Origin of the sequence: Kitasatospora sp. NPDC085879 (assembly GCF_040686255.1) — a bacterium.
Lineage (GTDB): Bacteria > Actinomycetota > Actinomycetes > Streptomycetales > Streptomycetaceae > Kitasatospora.
In genome coordinates this window covers 1-16,390 of record NZ_JBFBJZ010000056.1, presented here as the reverse complement: position 1 = coordinate 16,390, position 16,390 = coordinate 1, and the positions used below count along the sequence as shown (strand labels likewise).

The following is a 16,390-nucleotide window of genomic DNA, read 5'->3' as shown; positions in this document are numbered from 1 at the left end:
TAGTTTAAGTTTCACCTAACGTTGGAGCCGGATGAACGGTCCTCCCGGCCGTCCCGACCGCTTTCCCGTCTTCCGCACGAGGTGGATTCCGCAATGACTCTGGCACTCGACGCCGCCGCACAGGACCTGCTCTTCCGCGAGGCCCGTACCGCCAACACCTTCGCCGACGAGCCGGTCAGCGACGAGCAGGTCCGGGCGATCTACGACCTCGTCAAGTTCGGCCCCACCGCCTTCAACCAGCAGCCGCTGCGCATCGTGCTGGTCCGCACCGACGAGGGCCGCGAGCGCCTGCTCCAGCACATGGCCGAGGGCAACCGCGCCAAGACCGCCACCGCCCCGCTGGTCGCCATCCTCGCCCAGGACAACGAGTTCCACGAGGAGCTGCCGACCCAGCTGCCGCACTTCCCGCAGGCGAAGGACATGTTCTTCTCCGAGCGCCCCGTCCGCGAGGCCTCGGCCACGCTGAACGGCGCCCTGCAGGCCGCCTACTTCATCATCGGCGTGCGCGCCGCCGGCCTGGCCGCCGGCCCGATGACCGGCTTCGACGCTGCGGGCCTGAACAAGGAGTTCTTCGCGGACGGCGACCACTCGGTGCTGGCCGTGGTCAACATCGGCAAGCCTGGCGAGGACGCCTGGTTCCCGCGCGCCCCGCGCCTGGAGTACGACGAGGTCGTCACCACCGTCTGATCCGGTCCGGCATGCCGGAGGCCCCCGCGGTTCCACCGCGGGGGCCTCCGTCGTGTCCGGGGCCGGGCGCTACTTCAGCGCGCCGGCCAGCTGCGCCAGCTCCTCGTACGAGGCGGAGCCGGTGACCACCGTGGTGGCGGTGCCGGCCGCGGAGGCCAGGCCGCGGTACGAGGTGCCCTGGAAGCGCTGCCAGTCCTGGCCGGCCACCGAGGCGCTGCCGTCCGGCTTGCCGCCCGGCACCACGGCGCCGATCACGTCGTCGCGAGTGCCGTTGGACTGCTCGACCGCGGCGTACTGGCCGGACGGGGTCACGAAGCCCAGGTGCCAGACCGCGTTGCCCCGGCCGTCCTTGCGGTACTCGACCGAGGTCGCCCGCCACTGGCCGGAGAGTCCCTGCGGGCCCAGCAGCGGGTAGGGCGCGGCGCGCTTGGCCGAGGCCAGCGCGGACCGGTAGTCGACGACGTGCACGCCGTCGCCGCCCTCGTGCGGGATGAAGAGGTACCCGGAGAAGCCCACGACACCGACCGCCAGCATCGACAGGACCATGTCCCGTACCGTCTGCCGGCCTCTCTTGCTGCTGCTGCCTGCCACCCGTCCATGGTGGACCATCCCCCTCCGGCTCCCGACCACCGGGTACCCCGCCAACGGGTGAAGCCGGACGAACCGGCGCAGACCGGCTGGTCGCGCCGGGTGCGCCACAGACACCCGCCTGGGCGCCGGATACGATCGCAGCAACCCTCACCACGGCGTTCCGACCTGGCAGTAGTCGGGCGCTCACTGGCCGTCGCGTACAGAGAGGTAACGACGATGACCACGCAGTACCCGCACCACCTCCCCAGCTCGCTCGAGGTCGCCCCGGAGGCCCCGGACCGCAACCTCGCCCTGGAACTCGTCCGTGTCACCGAGGCCGCCGCGATGGCGGCCGGCCGCTGGGTCGGCCGCGGCGACAAGAACGGTGCCGACGGCGCCGCCGTGAAGGCCATGCGCACCCTCGTCTCCACCGTCTCGATGAACGGCGTCGTCGTCATCGGCGAGGGCGAGAAGGACGAGGCCCCGATGCTGTACAACGGCGAGCGGGTCGGCGACGGCACCGGCGCCGAGTGCGACGTCGCCGTGGATCCGGTCGACGGCACCACGCTGACCGCCAAGGGCATGCACAACGCGGTCGCCGTCCTCGCGGTCGCCGACCGCGGCACCATGTTCGACCCCAGCGCCGTCTTCTACATGGACAAGCTGGTCTGCGGCCCGGAGGCCGCCGACTTCGTCGACATCACCGCCCCGGCGGCCGTCAACATCCGCCGGGTCGCCAAGGCCAAGGGCATCGCCGTCGAGGACGTCACCGTCGTCGTGCTGGACCGCCCCCGCCACGACGGCCTGGTCAAGGAGATCCGCGAGGCCGGCGCCCGGATCAAGTTCATCTCCGACGGCGACGTGGCCGGCGCCATCATGGCCGCCCGCGAGGGCACCGGCGTCGACCTGCTGATGGGCGTCGGCGGCACCCCCGAGGGCATCATCGCGGCCTGCGCGATGAAGTGCATGGGCGGCGTCATCCAGGGCCGACTGTGGCCGAAGGACGAGGCGGAGCGGCAGAAGGCGCTGGACGCCGGCCACGACCTCGACCGTGTCCTCAGCACCGACGACCTCGTCTCCGGCGAGAACGTCTTCTTCGTCGCCACCGGCATCACCGACGGCGAGCTGCTGCGCGGCGTCCACTACCGCCAGGAGACCGCCACCACCAGCTCGCTGGTGATGCGCTCCAAGAGCGGCACGATCCGGCGCATCGACTCCACCCACCGGCTGTCCAAGCTGCGGGCCTACAGCGCGATCGACTTCGACCGCGCCAACTGACGCGGTCCGTCGCGACGGCGGCCCCGGGCACACCGCCCGGGGCCGCCGTCGCGCGTCAGCCGGCTATCCGGCCCGACGGCACCCGGCGCGCCTCGCGCAGCTCGGCCTCGCGGCGGCGCCGCCGGGCCAGCACCACCCGCCGCTCGGCGGCCGTCAGACCGCCCCACACCCCGTACGGCTCGGGCATCGCCAGCGCGTGCTCGCGGCACTCCAACAGCACGGGGCACCGGGCACAGACCTGCTTGGCCTGCTCCTCACGCGCGAGCCTGGCCGCCGTCGGCTCCTTGGACGGCGCGAAGAACAGCCCGGCCTCGTCGCGACGGCAGGCCGCCCCGGTGTGCCACGGGTTGTCCTCCAGCGGGTCCACAGGGGCCGCCGCCGCCACCGGACTGCGGCGGACGGCGGCGGAGCCGGTGACGCTGGACTCGATGGGATGCAGCACGGCAACTCCTGACGCGGTTTTCGAGACTCGGGGAAGCTCGTCCCTGCCCGACTGCCCCGTGCCCACCCGTCGCGGCGCCGCCGCCCTACGGGATCACAGCCGTAACAAGAACCGATGTGCGTGGGGAACTACCCCCTCGCCCTCCGATTCATGCACACCGCACGCAACCGACTACTCCCTGCACTGGACGCAACGGCGAGTGCCCCCAACTGAGTTGGCCCGGACCGCCGGGCCGCGCCAGGGCCGCCGGGCCGCCGGGTCAGAGGTCGAGCTGCTTGCGCGCCCACTCCCGCAGCTTCTTGCCACGGCGCGGCTTCGCCTCGCAGCCGCCGAACACCGCCGCGCCCTTCACCCGCACCACCGGCGCGTACGGGTCGGCCGCGGTCTGCTCGCGCACCGAGAAGCCGCCGAAGATGCCCACGCCGCCGCCGTGCAGGCTGACGTTCTCCGGCACCTTGATGTCCACCCCGCCGAAGATCGCAGTCACCTCGATGACCACCTCCGGCGACTCGAAGACCGCGTCCGTGAGGTCGATCTCCACCCCGCCGAAGACCGCCACGGCCTTCAGGTGCGGGCCCACCCGCCAGCGGCCCTTGCGCTCGGCGCCGCCGAACACCGCCACCATGGTCGGCGCCTCGTGGCGGGCGGGCGGCAGCGGCGCGCGCTTCGGCTGCAGCGGCGGCTTCTCCATCGACAGCGGGGCGCCGGTCGCGGCCGGCAGGTCCCGGGTCAGCGGAACGAGGTCCCCGAAGGTCTTCGCGGCGTACGCGGCCTCGATCCGCTCCGAGTGCTCCTCCACCGTCAGCCGGCCCTCGGCGTACGCGTCGCGCAGCAGGTCGGCGACCCGCTCGCGGTCCGCGTCCGAGCACCGGAGGTCCGCCTCGGCGACCGGCGCGGCGACCGCGGGCTGCGCCTGCGGGACGGGGGCCGGCTCCTGCTTGGTCATGGGTACGGGCTGCTGCCCCTGGTCGTCCGGCGACGGCGAAGTGTCCACCCGCAAAGCCTAGCCACCGGGACCCTGCCGAACGAGAGTTCGGCCGAGAAAGGCGTGAGCCCCGTCACGCAGGCTCACCTGCGCTCCGCCCCCGCGCCGCCTGCACCTACATTGGAGGGTGCTTCGCAGACGCAGCCGACCCGCTTAAGGATCTCCCCCCATGGCCACCCCGGAATTCGAGTACCGCGACCTCCTCCCGACCGGTGCCGACCCCACGCCGTACCGGAAGCTCACCTCCGAGGGCGTCTCCACCTTCGAGGCCGACGGCCGCACCTTCCTCAAGGTCGAGCCGGAGGCGCTGCGGCTGCTCACCGCCGAGGCGATGCACGACATCTCGCACTACCTGCGCCCGGCCCACCTCGCCCAGCTGCGCCGCATCCTGGACGACCCGGAGGCCAGCCCGAACGACCGCTTCGTCGCGCTCGATCTGCTGAAGAACGTCAACATCTCGGCCGGCGGCATCCTCCCGATGTGCCAGGACACCGGCACCGCGATCGTCATGGGCAAGCGCGGCCAGAACGTGCTCACCGCCGGCCAGGACGAGGCCGCGATCGCCCGCGGCGTGTACGACGCGTACACCGAGCTGAACCTGCGCTACTCGCAGATGGCGCCGGTCACCATGTGGGACGAGAGGAACACCGGCAACAACCTGCCGGCCCAGATCGAGCTGTACGCCACCGACGGCGACGCCTACAAGTTCCTCTTCATGGCCAAGGGCGGCGGCTCCGCCAACAAGTCGTACCTGTACCAGGAGACCAAGGCGATCCTCAACGAGTCGTCGATGCTCTCCTTCCTGGAGCAGAAGATCCGCTCGCTGGGCACCGCAGCCTGCCCGCCGTACCACCTGGCGATCGTGGTCGGCGGCACCAGCGCCGAGTTCGCGCTCAAGACCGCCAAGTACGCCTCCGCGCACTACCTCGACAACCTGCCGACCTCCGGCGACGCGAAGACCGGGCACGGCTTCCGCGACCTGGAGCTGGAGCAGAAGGTCTTCGAGCTCACCCAGAAGATCGGCATCGGCGCGCAGTTCGGCGGCAAGTACTTCTGCCACGACGTCCGCGTGATCCGGCTGCCGCGCCACGGCGCCTCGCTGCCGGTCGCGATGGCCGTCTCCTGCTCCGCCGACCGCCAGGCGCTCGGCAAGATCACCGCCGAGGGCGTCTTCCTGGAGCAGCTGGAGACGGACCCGGCGAAGTACCTGCCGGACACCACCGACGAGCACCTCGACGACGAGGTCGTCCGGGTCGACCTCAACCAGCCGATGGCCGACATCCGGGCCCAGCTGGCCAAGTACCCGGTGAAGACCCGCCTGTCGCTCAGCGGCACGCTGGTCGTCGCCCGCGACATCGCCCACGCCAAGATCAAGGAGCGCCTCGACCGCGGCGAGGGCATGCCCCAGTACATGAAGGACCACCCGGTGTACTACGCCGGCCCGGCCAAGACCCCCGAGGGCTACGCCTCCGGCTCCTTCGGCCCGACCACCGCCGGCCGGATGGACTCCTACGTCGACCAGTTCCAGGCCGCCGGCGGCTCCATGGTCATGCTCGCCAAGGGCAACCGCTCCAAGCAGGTCACCAAGGCCTGCGCCGAGCACGGCGGCTTCTACCTCGGCTCGATCGGCGGCCCGGCCGCGCGGCTCGCGCAGGACTGCATCAAGAAGGTCGAGGTGCTGGAGTACCCCGAGCTCGGCATGGAGGCCGTCTGGCGCATCGAGGTCGAGGACTTCCCGGCGTTCATCGTCGTCGACGACAAGGGCAACGACTTCTTCGCCGAGGTCACGGACGGCCCGCTGATCACCAGCCTGCGGGTCCGCTCCGCGGAGTAGGCGTACAACGGCGCGCGCCCCGGTCCGCAGGGACCGGGGCGCGCGCTTGGCGTGCTTCCGCTCAGGGGCAGTTGCCGATCGAGCCCATCGGCTCGTAGATCTCGTCGGACTTCGGGTCGCCCTCCGGCGCCTGCTCGTCGGCCTTCGGCTCGGGCTCCTCGGCGAGGACGTCCAGCACGTGCTGGATGGCGTTCGGGTCCACCGGGGCGGCGGTGTGCTCGGCGGGGGCGGCCTCGGCGACCGGCTCGGTCGTGGTGGTGGTCTCGTCGGCCATGGGTGCGCCGCCTTTCTGGTCATCAGATCTCAGCGCCCCGACCGGATCGTCCTGGGCGCCAGCCCAGTATCGTAGGGGTCGTTAAATGTCTTATAAACGTCCCGTCCTGCGGATGGTTCACGGATGTTTGCGCGCTTCCTCATAAGCTGACGCCCCGCCGATCGGGCGGGAGATGCGGCAGGGAACCACCGACATACGCCTTCGGGGGAGGACATGGAGCTTCACGGGACGGCCACGGCCGACGCGCTGCGCTTCCAGGTGCTCGGCCCTGTCCAGGCCTGGCGCGGCGAGGAGCAGCTGGCGCTCGGCTCGCCGCAGCAGCAGGCGGTGCTCGCCGCGCTGCTGCTCAACCAGGGACGGCCGGTCACCACCGACGACCTGGTGGACGGCATCTGGGGCGACCGTACCCCGCCGCAGGCCGTGGCGGCTCTGCGCACGTACGTCTCCCGTCTGCGGTCGGTCATCGAGCCCAACCGGGAGGTGCGCAAGCCGGCCGAGATCCTGGTCTCGGTCAGTGACGGCTACGCGCTGCGGATCCCGGACGAATCCCTCGACCTCGGCTCGTTCGAGCGCCGGGTGGCCGAGGCCGCCGGAGCCCGGGCCGAGGGCGACTTCCGCACCTCCCACGAGGCGCTGCTGGCGGCGCTCGCCCTCTGGCGCGGCAGACCGCTGCCCGGCGTGCCCGGACCGTACGCGGAGACGCAACGGGCCCGGCTCTCCGAACGGCAGATCGCCGTGGCCGAGGAGCGCTGCGCCGTCGCCCTGGAGGTCGGCCTGCATGCCGAGGTGGTCTCCGAACTGAGCACGCTCGCCGCGGCGCACCCGCTGCGCGAGCGACTGCGCGAGCTGCTCATGCTGGCGTTGTACCGCTGCGGCCGGCAGGCCGAGTCGCTGGGCGTGTACGCCGACACCCGCAAGCTGCTCATCGAGGAGCTCGGCGTGGAGCCCGGCAGCGGGCTCGCCGCCATGCACGGCCGGATCCTGGCCGGCGACCCCGCCCTGGTGCCGTCCGTGGCGGCCTCCGCGCGGCCCGAGGCCGAGGAGCTGCAGACCTTCGTACCGCCGGCTCAACTGCCCGCCGACGTATCGGACTTCAGCGGCCGCAGCAAACTGGTCAACGAGCTGCGGGACGTGCTGCGCGGCGGATCGGGCCAGGCCGTGGTGGTCACCTCGCTCGCCGGTATCGGCGGCGTCGGCAAGACCACGCTGGCCGTGCACGTCGCCCACGGCCTGCGCCCGGACTTCCCGGACGGCCAGCTCTACGTGGACCTCCGCGGGGCGGGTGCGACGCCGGCGGATCCGGCCGTGGTGCTGGGCGACTTCCTGCACGCGCTCGGCACGGCCGACGCCCCGGACTCGCTCGACCAGCGCGCCGCGCTCTACCGCTCGGTGCTCGCCGACAAGCGGATGCTCATCCTGCTGGACAACGCCAGGGATGCCCGGCAGTTGATGCCGCTGATCCCCGGTGTCTCGGGCAACGCGGTCATGGTGACCAGCCGCTCGCGGCTGGCCGAGATCCCCGGCGCGCACCTGGTGGACATCGAGGAGCTGACCCCGGACGAGGCGCTGGCCCTGTTCTCGGCCATCGTCGGCATCGAGCGGGTGGCCGCCGAGCCCGATGCGGCACTGGCCGTGGTGACGGCCTGCGGCTTCCTGCCCCTCGCAGTGCGGATCGCCGCCGCCCGGCTGGCCAGCCGCCCGCGCTGGAGCGTCTCCGACCTGGCCCGTCGGTTAGCCGACCAACGCAACCGCCTTCAGGAACTCCAGCTCGGCAACCTCGCGGTGGAGACCACCATCGGCCTCGGCTACGCGCAGCTGCTCCCGGCGGAGGCGCGGGCGTTCCGTCTGCTGTCCGTCGTGGACTCTCCCGACCTTCCGCTGCCCGCCGTCGCCGCGCTGCTCGGCACGGGCGAGCAGGAGGCCGAGGACCTGGCCGAGGCGCTGGTCGAGGCCAACATGCTGGAGTGCTTCACGCCCGGCCGGTACCGCTACCACGACCTGCTCCGGCTGTTCGCGCAGCGGCAGAACCAGAAGCTCGGCGACGCCGACGAGCAGCGGGCCGCCAGGCTGCGGCTGCTCGACCTGCTGCTGGCGACGATGCAGAACGCGGCGCATGTCATCGAACCCGACGACGTGCTCGCGGAGCTGCTCCACGAGCCGGCCTCGGCGGGCCTTCGGCTGAGCGACAGCGAGACGGCGCGCGCCTGGATCAGGTCCGAGGTGGCCCTGCTGCTCGGCAGTGTCGAGGCCGTGGTCCGGGAGCCGATGGAACTGCTGCACCCGGCACTCGACCTGGTGCTCATTCTGCGGGCACTGGTCGAGGACCCGACCCTCGGCCCGCGGATCCGGGCCGCCCTCCTGGCTGCCGCCGACAACGCGCAGCGCCACGACGACACCGCCACCCTGGCCCGGGTCCGGTACGCAGTCGGGCATCTGCACCAGATGGCCGGCGAACTCGCGGAGGCCGAGGGCTCGCTTCGGCAGAGCCTTGCCCTCCTGCCCGCGGACGATGCGACACAGCTGCGCAGTTCGGCTGCGAACGAGCTGGCCATCGTCCTGATCCAGGCCGGCCGCCCGGCCGAGGCTCTGCCGTTCTACGAGCAGGCGCTCGGGATCAGCCGCGTGCTGGGTGCATCGATCGGCGAGGCCCGGCTGCTGGCGAACATGGCGCGGGCGTACGTAGGGCTGGACCGGCACCAGGAGGCGGTCGAGTCCGCCCGGCAGGCCGTGGCGGCCGCCCGGGCCTCGGGCAACACCCCGTGCCTGGCCGACACGCTGTACCAACTGGGCGTGGTGCTGCGGGCGACCGGTTCGACGGCCGAGGCGGCGGAGCAGCTGCGGGAGGCGCACCAGCTGTACCAGTCGCAGCAGTACCGCTTCTGGGAGGGCTACTCACTGGCCCGGCTGGCGGCCTGTCTGGTCGGCGAGGCGCGGTACGCGGAGGCCGCCGCGGCGGCCGGGGAGTCGCTGTTCATCGCGCAGGAGGTCGACGCCGCCTACTGCCAGGGCCTGGCGAACGCGGCACTGGGCGAGGCGCTCCTGGAGTTGGGGCAGCCCGCGCGCGGGCTGGCCTGCCTCCAGGAGGCGCACTCGATCTTCGACCGGCTCGGTGTGCCCGAGGCCCTTCCCGTTCGGGACCTCATCGCGGTGCAGGAGCACACCGAGCCCTTCTCTCCCCCCGCGCCGTAGGCCGTCCGTCCCCCCGACGGGCGGCCCTCCCCCTTGGGAGCGCCGGCGTTCCCGCAGCCCCCCGGCTGCGGGAACGCTTTGACGCTTCCCCGGCGCTGAGACCACTCTGGCAGGCGCCGATTGACGTTCGATAAACGCCTGCGTTGACGGCGTTTTCGCAGGTCGGAGTGGGTTTCCGGCGTGCGGCGTCAAGTGCACCACCCCGCTCCGCTCCGGTCTGCCCCCGCGGCCCCGGCCCGTTTCGTCCGAAACCCGGCCAACTGCGCCCGACTGCGGCGAGTTGGCCGGAAAGGGGCCCCACGGCACAGTGATCACGCTTATCCTCGAAGGCCAGCAGACACATCGACAAACCGACGCGGGGGCGGACGCTGTGGCGGGCCCGACCCGCCGGGGAGCCAGGTGGAGAGGTGCCCAGGGCGTGACAACCGGACAGATCTCGGACCCAGCGCACGCCGACCACCGGCGCCGCTCCGAACGGGCCCTGCAGGCGGTCGCCTTCGACGCGATCGGCCCGCGCTACGACGAGGTCTTCCGGGACCGCACCGGCCAGACCGCCTGCGGCGACTGGCTGCTGAACGAACTCGCGGCCGGCGCACGGGTGCTGGACGTGGGCTGCGGCACCGGCGAGCCGACCGCCCGGCAACTCGCCGACGGCGGGCTGCGGGTGACCGGCATCGACCTCTCGGACGGAATGCTGGCGGCCGCCCGCCGCGCCGTCCCGGAGGCCGAGCTGCACCGGATGGACATGTTCGACCTGGCGACCCCGCGGGCCGCCGCGGCCTGGGGCGTGCCGGGGCTCGGCCCGGACGCGGCCGGCACCTTCGCCGCGGCCACCGTGTTCTTCTCGCTGGTGCTGCTGCCACGCGCGGAGATCGCCACGGTGCTGGGCCGCATCCGCACCCTGCTGCGCCCGGGCGGGCTGCTGGCGCTCGGCATGGTCGAGGCCGACCTCGACGACGCGCCGCTGCCGTTCCTCGGCCGTGAGCTGCGGATCAGCGGCTACCTGCGCGAGGAGCTGACCCAGACGCTGGCCGCGGCCGGGTTCGAGGTCGAGGCCTGCGTCGGCCACCCGTACGCCCCCGCGTCGACCGCGCTGCCGCCGGAGGAACAGCTCTTCCTGCGCTGTCGGCGCACCACCTGAGACCAGCAGGCCCGACCACCCTCGACATCTCAAGAACGGGCAGCCCGTGCGCGACCACTCCTCGCCCCAGGCAGGGCGGCCGACCGCCGCCGTGCCACTGGTGGGCGCCCAGCGCTCCGCACCACGCCGGGACGACCGGCCCGGCCTCGCCGAGCGGCTCGGGTACCTGGACGCGGCGACCCGGCGGATCCACGGCTCGCTCGACCTCCGCACCACGCTGCGCGACCTGGGCCGCTCGCTCGTCCCGGCGCTGGCCGACGCCGCCGTGGTGCACCTGCGCGACCCGCTGGGCACGGTGGAACGGGACCCGGGGCCGCCCACGGCAATGCGCCTGCACCACGGCCACGGCACCCGGCTGGGCCGCCGCTCCCGGCTCTGCCGGCCCGCCCCCGACGGCCCGCTGGCCCGGATGCTGGCGGGCCCTGCCCCGTACGGGCCGGCGGTGCTCGGCACCCCGTCCGCGGACGGGCTGCGCCCGCTGCTCACCGAGCTGTACGGCGCCCGCACCCTCGGCCGGCTCGCCGCGGGCACCGCGCTGCTGCTCCTGCCGCTGCGCGGGCGCAAGGCGGTGCTCGGCCTGCTGCTGCTGATCCGCCGCCCGGGCAAGGCCGGTCCGGCCCGCTTCGAGCCCGCCGACACCGCGATGGCCCGCCACCTGGCCACCCAGGCCGGCCTCGCCGTGGACACCGCGCTGCGCTACGCCCGCGAGTTCGAGACCGCCCGCGAACTGCAGCGCCGGATGCTGCCCGCGCACCTGCCGCAGCCGCACGGGGTGCGGCTCGCCCACCGCTACCTGCCCGGCGAGCGCGGCGCCCAGGTCGGCGGCGACTGGTACGACTCGGTGGAACTCCCCGGCAACCGGGTCGCGCTGATCGTCGGCGACGTGATGGGCCACTCGCTGACCTCGGCCGCCGTGATGGGCCAGCTGCGCACCAGCGCGCAGACCCTGGCCGGCCTCGACCTGCCGCCGCACGAGGTCCTCTACCACCTGGACGAGCAGGCCCAGCACCTCGGCGCCGAACAGCACCTGGCCACCTGCGTGTACGCGGTCTACGACCCGATCGCCAACCGCGTGGTGCTGTCCAACGCCGGCCACGTGCCGCCGGTGCTGATCCGCCCGGACGGCACCGCCGAACTGCTCGACCTGCCGCCGGGCGCCCCGATCGGCGTCGGCGGCGTCGACTTCACCTCCACCGAGCTGCCGGCGCCGCCGGGTTCGGCCCTGCTGCTGTTCACCGACGGCCTGGTCGAGAGCCGGCGCCGCTCGCTGGCGACCGGCCTGGAGCAGCTGCGCGCCCGGCTTGCCTCCGCCCACCGGCACTCCCCCGAACACGTCTGCCAGGAGGCGCTGCGGGTGCTGCCGCCCGGCGAGCGCGCCGACGACATCGCGCTGCTCGCCGCCGCCTTCGACGGCATCCCGGCCGAGGACGTCTCCTACTGGTACCTGCAGCCCCGGCACGAGACGCCCGGCCGGGCCCGCCGCCTCGCCGCCCACGCGCTGCGCCGCTGGGGGCTGGAGGAGCTGTCCGAGACCACCGAGCTGATGGTCAGCGAGCTGGTCACCAACGCGATCCGGCACGCCACCCGCCCGGTGACGCTCCGCCTGGTGCGGACCTCCCGGCTGCGCTGCGAGGTCGGCGACGACAGCCCGGCTCTGCCGCGGGCCCGCCGGGCCGGGCCGGACGACGAGCACGGCCGCGGCCTGCAGATAGTCGCCCGGTGCGCGGACGACTGGGGCGCCACCCGGCTCGGCGCCGGCAAGATCGTCTGGTTCGAGCAACGCCTGCCGACCCGCTGCCGGGCCGTCCCCGCGGGTGTCTAGAGCGGGCCTAGGTCGTGCCGAACTCCGGCTCCGCCGCGACGAGTTCGTGGAGGGCGGCGGCGAGGTCGGGGCCGAGGACGGCCTCGGCCAGGGGTGGGGTGCGGCGCAGTGCGAGGACGGTGCGCAGCACGTCGGCGTGGTGCAGCAGCCGCAGCGAGTCCAGGTACTCGCGCTGGTCGGCGGTGCGGCCGGCGGCGCCGGCCGCGCGCCAGGCGGCGAGCAGCGACTTGACCACGGTGAACATCATCCGGCGGCCGCGGACCAGTTCGGCGCGGGCGTTGAGGCCGAAGACGTCGATGGTGGCCTCGCCCTTGACGGTGAGCGGGTCGTAGGCGCCGGACTCCAGGTAGAGCACCAGGTGTTCGGCCGGGTCCTCGCGGGCCGGATCGACCAGCAGGTGCTCGCCGGTGACGGGGTCGCAGGGGAAGCGGTCGCGTTTCTGGTTGCTGTTGCAGTGGGCGCAGGCGAGCAGGTGGTTCTGCCAGTCGAAGGTGCGCAGCGGGTCGCGGGCGATCGGTTCGAAGTGGTCGATGTCGGTGCCGAGGTTGTCCCCGCAGTACATGCAGCGCTCCAGGCCGGGTGCCATCCGGCGGAGCATGACGCGCAGTTGGGCCTTGGGCTGGCGGGCGGTGCGCCAGGCGGCGCGGCCGGCCGCGGTGGTCGGCCCGGCGGTGCGGATGGCGGCGGTGCGGCGGGCGAGTTCGGCGGCGAGGGCGGGGCCGAGCGGCGGCCGCTGCAGCGGGATCACGGCTGGTCGCCCAGCAGCCGGGCGGCGAGTTCGTCCGCGCGGGCGCCGAGGGAGCTGTTGAGTTTGGCGCCGAGGCGGCGGTAGGCGTCGAGTTCGGCGCTGGTGGCGCGGCCGGTGTAGAGCTTGCGCTCCAGCCGGATCAGCAGGCGGCGTTCGGCCTCGGCGGTGGCGGAGTAGGCGCTGGGCAGGCCGAAGAGTTCGGAGAGCGCGGTGTCGTCGCCGCTGCCGTAGAGGACGCGCTGGTGCAGGTCCTCGTCGAGGACGCGGGGTGCCGCCGGTTCGCCGGGGGCGGCGAGGCGGACGAGGGTGCCGGGGTCGGCGGCCTGGCAGACGTACGGGCTGTGGGTGGCGACCAGGAACTGCATCTGGGGGAAGCGGGTGGTGAGCCAGCCGCCGATCTGCTGCTGCCGCACGGGGTGGAGGTGCAGGTCGATGTCGTCGATGAGGGCGATGCCGGGGCGGGGCACGGTGGTGGCGCCGTCGGCGGGTTCGGTGCGGGCGTCGCCGGCGAGGGCGCAGACGATCGCGGCGAGGGCGGCGGTGCCGCTGCCGAGTGCGGTGAGCGGCCGGGCGGGGCCGTCCGGCGGGGCGACCAGGGCGCGGGCCGGGTCGGTGACCCGCCAGCCGTCGGGGAGCGGGCCTTCGTCGAGCAGGGCGGCGGCGGCCGGGGTGAGGGCGGCGGGCGGGGTGCGGTCGGCGCCGAGGTGGTGGGCACGGGTGCGGGCCTGCCGCTCGGCCCCGCCGGTGCTGCTCCAGTGGGCGAGGCCGGGCAGGTCGACGGTGCCGGGGGCGCCGCCTGCCGGGGGCGGGCTGTCGGGGGCGCCGAGGGTGCGGGCGAGGGCCTGCAGCAGGGTGGTCTTGCCGGAGCCGTTCGGCCCGGCGAGGACCGTCCAGCCGGGGCCGGGGTCGACGGTGAGGTCGGCCGCCCTGGGGCCGTCGAAACACCCGAGGCCGGTCACCTTGATCCGCGAGACGTACACGCGCCCACCCCCTTCGATCGGATCTTCGAGGGAGGTATGCCCAGCGGGCCGCGCGGCGATACCGGGACCGGTGGCCGGGACTACTGGTCGACGATGCGGACGGGCAGGTCGCGCAGGACGTCCTTCAGGGCGGCGGCGAAGCGGTCGTACTCCGCGCTGCGGGCGGAGCCGGGGCGGGTGGCGAGGCCGATCCGGCGGCCGGGGGCGGGGGCGGCGAAGCGGGCGGCGGCGAGCCGGTCGGAGCGGCCGGCCTCCACGTCGAGGGCGGTGGCCGGCAGCAGGGTGGTGCCGAGCCCGCCGGCGACCAGCTGGACGAGGGTGGAGAGCCCGGCGATCCGGGTGGTGCCGGCGGCCGCGTCGGCGCCGACCTCGCGGCAGATGTCGAGGGCCTGGTCGCGCAGGCAGTGGCCCTCTTCGAGCAGCAGCACGTCGAGGTCGAGCAGGACGTCCCGCGGGACGCCGGTGCGGCCGGCGAGTTCGTGCCCGGGCGGGGTGACCAGGACGAAGTCCTCGTCGAAGAGCGGAATGTCCCGGGTGGGTGCGGCGCCGCCGGCGGGCAGCGCGAGCAGCAGGACGTCGAGCCGTCCGGCGGCGAGCCCCTCCAGCAGCAAGGGGGTGCGCTCCTCGTGGACGTGCAGTTCCAGCTCGGGGTAGCTGTCGCGGACCAGCCGCAGCACGGCGGGCAGCAGGTACGGCGCGACGGTGGGGATCACGCCGAGGTGCAGCGGTCCGGTGAACGGCCGGCGGGCGGCCTCGACCGCCTCGGTGAGGGAGTGCAGGGAGCCGAGGACGCGGCGCGCGTGCTCGGCGACGCGCTCGCCCAGCGGGGTGATGATGACGCGGCGGGTCGTACGCTCGACGAGCTGGGCGCCGAGGGTCTCCTCCAGCGCGGCGACGGCGCCGGACAGTGCGGGCTGGCTGGTGCCGCTGGCCGCGGCGGCCTCGCGGAAGTGCCGGTGCTCGGCGACGGCGACGAAGGCGCGGAGCTGGGCGACGCTCGGGGTGCGGGCCTTGCTGTGGTGCGGGGCAGTACTGATAGCTCTCTCCGATCAGATACGACGAGTCTAGCTATTTCCCCGATCAGTCCTTGGTGTGCGAGGGTGGATGACGTCCGAATACGTCGAACCATAGGCAATTCGGGCACTTTCCCTCATATCCCAATCCAGGAGTAGCGAACGTGCTCACGATCGGTGACAAGTTCCCCGAGTTCGACCTCAACGCCTGTGTCGACCTCGACGCCGCGAACGCCTTCGCCGAGATCAACCACAAGACCTACGAGGGCAAGTGGAAGATCGTCTTCTTCTGGCCGATGGACTTCACCTTCGTCTGCCCCACCGAGATCGCCGCGTTCGGCAAGCTGAACGAGGAGTTCGCCGACCGCGACGCGCAGATCCTCGGCGTCTCCGGTGACTCCGAGTACGTCCACCACGCCTGGCGCAAGGACCACAAGGACCTCCGCGACCTGCCGTTCCCGATGCTGGCCGACGTCAAGCACGACCTGATGCGCGCCTGCGGCGTCGAGGCCGCCGACGGCACCGCCCAGCGCGCGGTCTTCATCGTCGACCCGAACAACGAGATCCAGTTCGTCATGGTGACCGCCGGCTCCGTCGGCCGTAACCCCAAGGAGGTCCTGCGGGTGCTGGACGCCCTGCAGACCGACGAGCTGTGCCCGTGCAACTGGACCAAGGGCGAGGACACTCTCGACGCCCAGGCCCTGCTGGCGGGCTGACCCATGGCCCTCGACGACCTCAAGGCCGCCCTGCCGGACTACGCCAAGGACCTCAAGCTCAACCTGAGCGCGGTCATCGGCAACTCGGACCTGCCCGAGCAGCAGCTCTGGGGCACCGTGCTGGCCTGCGCGATGGCCACCCGGTCCGCCGCCGTGCTGCGCGAGCTGGAGCCCGAGGCGAAGGCGAACCTCAAGCCGGAGGCGTACAACGCCGCCAAGGGCGCCGCCGCCGTCATGGGTATGAACAACGTCTACTACCGGACGCTGCACCTGCTCTCCGACAAGGAGTACGGCAGCATGCGGGCGGGCCTGCGGATGAACATCATCGGCACCCCGGGCGTCGAGAAGGCCGACTTCGAGCTGTGGTGCTTCGCGGTCTCCGCGATCAACGGCTGCGGCCAGTGCCTGGACTCGCACGAGGCCGTGCTGAAGAAGGCCGGCGTGGAGCGCGAGGTCGTCCAGGCGTCGATCAAGATCGCCTCGGTGATCCAGGCGGTCGCCGCGACCCTCGACTCCGAGGCCGCCATCGCCTCGATCTGAGGCACTAGGCACACCACGAGGGGTGCGTGGGGTCACCTCCCGGCGAGAACCGGGAGCCCTAAATATTCCCTGGTGACCGATAGATCTTGAAGTGGGTGGCCCCGTCGACCACCGCCGCCTCCATCACGTCCCGCGGCAGCTGCGCGATGAAGTTGTGCAGCAGGAAGATCG

15 protein-coding genes are annotated in these 16,390 nt (G+C 73.1%); 8 read left to right on the top strand and 7 right to left on the bottom strand.

From position 1 onward, the window contains the following. Positions 1–93: 93 nt before the first annotated feature. Positions 94–687 (top strand): malonic semialdehyde reductase, encoded by a 594-nt coding sequence (locus AB0P35_RS31545; RefSeq protein ID WP_363517655.1) that lies wholly within the window; start codon positions 94–96, stop codon positions 685–687. Positions 688–756: 69 nt separating this feature from the next. Here the strand turns inward: AB0P35_RS31545 and AB0P35_RS31540 are convergent, their stop codons facing one another. Next, positions 757–1,278, bottom strand: a complete 522-nt coding sequence (locus AB0P35_RS31540) for a DUF4245 domain-containing protein (RefSeq protein WP_363517652.1) — start codon at positions 1,276–1,278, stop codon at positions 757–759. A 216-nt stretch (positions 1,279–1,494) separates the two neighbouring features. On the opposite strand from AB0P35_RS31540, the gene glpX reads away from it, so the two are divergent. Next, positions 1,495–2,535 (top strand): class II fructose-bisphosphatase, encoded by a 1,041-nt coding sequence (gene glpX, locus AB0P35_RS31535; RefSeq protein WP_095873353.1) that lies wholly within the window; start codon positions 1,495–1,497, stop codon positions 2,533–2,535. Positions 2,536–2,590: 55 nt separating this feature from the next. Here the strand turns inward: glpX and AB0P35_RS31530 are convergent, their stop codons facing one another. Both AB0P35_RS31530 and AB0P35_RS31525 read right to left on the bottom strand, forming a co-directional pair. Further along, positions 2,591–2,977, bottom strand: coding sequence for a WhiB family transcriptional regulator (locus AB0P35_RS31530; protein WP_363517649.1), 387 nt, complete (start codon positions 2,975–2,977; stop codon positions 2,591–2,593). Positions 2,978–3,236: 259 nt separating this feature from the next. Further along, a complete protein-coding gene (locus AB0P35_RS31525) occupies positions 3,237–3,923 on the bottom strand; it encodes a DUF1707 domain-containing protein (RefSeq protein WP_095873355.1) in 687 nt (228 codons plus the stop codon). A gap of 208 nt (positions 3,924–4,131) precedes the next feature. Here AB0P35_RS31525 and AB0P35_RS31520 point away from each other — a divergent pair, with 208 nt between their 5' ends. Then, positions 4,132–5,796 (top strand): fumarate hydratase, encoded by a 1,665-nt coding sequence (locus tag AB0P35_RS31520; RefSeq protein WP_363517647.1) that lies wholly within the window; start codon positions 4,132–4,134, stop codon positions 5,794–5,796. 61 nt (positions 5,797–5,857) lie between these two features. On the opposite strand, the gene AB0P35_RS31515 is transcribed toward AB0P35_RS31520, so the two are convergent. Further along, positions 5,858–6,070 carry a hypothetical protein gene (locus AB0P35_RS31515; protein ID WP_095873357.1) on the bottom strand — a complete coding sequence of 71 codons (213 nt, stop codon included), beginning with the start codon at positions 6,068–6,070 and terminating at the stop codon, positions 5,858–5,860. Positions 6,071–6,283: 213 nt separating this feature from the next. On the opposite strand from AB0P35_RS31515, the gene AB0P35_RS31510 reads away from it, so the two are divergent. The 3 genes from AB0P35_RS31510 to AB0P35_RS31500 all read left to right on the top strand — a co-directional run bounded on the left by AB0P35_RS31510 (position 6,284) and on the right by AB0P35_RS31500 (position 12,222). Beyond that, complete coding sequence (locus tag AB0P35_RS31510; RefSeq protein ID WP_363517645.1) at positions 6,284–9,259, top strand: BTAD domain-containing putative transcriptional regulator; 2,976 nt, start codon at positions 6,284–6,286, stop codon at positions 9,257–9,259. A 418-nt stretch (positions 9,260–9,677) separates the two neighbouring features. Then, positions 9,678–10,400, top strand: a complete 723-nt coding sequence (locus AB0P35_RS31505) for a class I SAM-dependent methyltransferase (protein ID WP_363517643.1) — start codon at positions 9,678–9,680, stop codon at positions 10,398–10,400. A gap of 46 nt (positions 10,401–10,446) precedes the next feature. Beyond that, positions 10,447–12,222 carry an ATP-binding SpoIIE family protein phosphatase gene (locus AB0P35_RS31500; RefSeq protein WP_363517641.1) on the top strand — a complete coding sequence of 592 codons (1,776 nt, stop codon included), beginning with the start codon at positions 10,447–10,449 and terminating at the stop codon, positions 12,220–12,222. Positions 12,223–12,229: 7 nt separating this feature from the next. Here AB0P35_RS31500 and AB0P35_RS31495 read toward each other — a convergent pair whose 3' ends face one another. The 3 genes from AB0P35_RS31495 to AB0P35_RS31485 form a co-directional block, all read right to left on the bottom strand. Continuing rightward, on the bottom strand, positions 12,230–12,970 hold the full coding sequence (locus tag AB0P35_RS31495) for an HNH endonuclease (RefSeq protein ID WP_363517639.1): 741 nt from the start codon (positions 12,968–12,970) through the stop codon (positions 12,230–12,232). Beyond that, entirely contained in the window at positions 12,967–13,950 is a 984-nt protein-coding gene (locus tag AB0P35_RS31490) for an AAA family ATPase (protein WP_363517636.1), read from the bottom strand. The genes AB0P35_RS31495 and AB0P35_RS31490 overlap by 4 nt, the downstream gene beginning before the upstream one ends. Before the next feature lie 80 nt (positions 13,951–14,030). Beyond that, on the bottom strand, positions 14,031–14,987 hold the full coding sequence (locus AB0P35_RS31485; RefSeq protein WP_095873362.1) for a LysR substrate-binding domain-containing protein: 957 nt from the start codon (positions 14,985–14,987) through the stop codon (positions 14,031–14,033). 140 nt (positions 14,988–15,127) lie between these two features. On the opposite strand from AB0P35_RS31485, the gene AB0P35_RS31480 reads away from it, so the two are divergent. Together AB0P35_RS31480 and AB0P35_RS31475 are read left to right on the top strand one after the other, a co-directional pair. Continuing rightward, positions 15,128–15,679 (top strand): peroxiredoxin, encoded by a 552-nt coding sequence (locus AB0P35_RS31480; RefSeq protein ID WP_363517634.1) that lies wholly within the window; start codon positions 15,128–15,130, stop codon positions 15,677–15,679. A gap of 3 nt (positions 15,680–15,682) precedes the next feature. After that, positions 15,683–16,219: an alkyl hydroperoxide reductase gene (locus tag AB0P35_RS31475; RefSeq protein WP_095873364.1), complete on the top strand. Its 537-nt coding sequence runs from the start codon at positions 15,683–15,685 to the stop codon at positions 16,217–16,219. Positions 16,220–16,390 lie beyond the last annotated feature (171 nt).

What these genes read in the sequence shown, in the direction of transcription:
- AB0P35_RS31545 (WP_363517655.1), top strand. Translation starts at nt 94, where the DNA reads ATGACTCTGGCACTCGACGCCGCCGCACAGGACCTGCTCTTCCGCGAG.
- glpX (WP_095873353.1), top strand. Translation starts at nt 1,495, where the DNA reads ATGACCACGCAGTACCCGCACCACCTCCCCAGCTCGCTCGAGGTCGCC.
- AB0P35_RS31525 (WP_095873355.1), bottom strand. Translation starts at nt 3,923, where the DNA reads ATGACCAAGCAGGAGCCGGCCCCCGTCCCGCAGGCGCAGCCCGCGGTC.
- AB0P35_RS31520 (WP_363517647.1), top strand. Translation starts at nt 4,132, where the DNA reads ATGGCCACCCCGGAATTCGAGTACCGCGACCTCCTCCCGACCGGTGCC.
- AB0P35_RS31515 (WP_095873357.1), bottom strand. Translation starts at nt 6,070, where the DNA reads ATGGCCGACGAGACCACCACCACGACCGAGCCGGTCGCCGAGGCCGCC.
- AB0P35_RS31510 (WP_363517645.1), top strand. Translation starts at nt 6,284, where the DNA reads ATGGAGCTTCACGGGACGGCCACGGCCGACGCGCTGCGCTTCCAGGTG.
- AB0P35_RS31475 (WP_095873364.1), top strand. Translation starts at nt 15,683, where the DNA reads ATGGCCCTCGACGACCTCAAGGCCGCCCTGCCGGACTACGCCAAGGAC.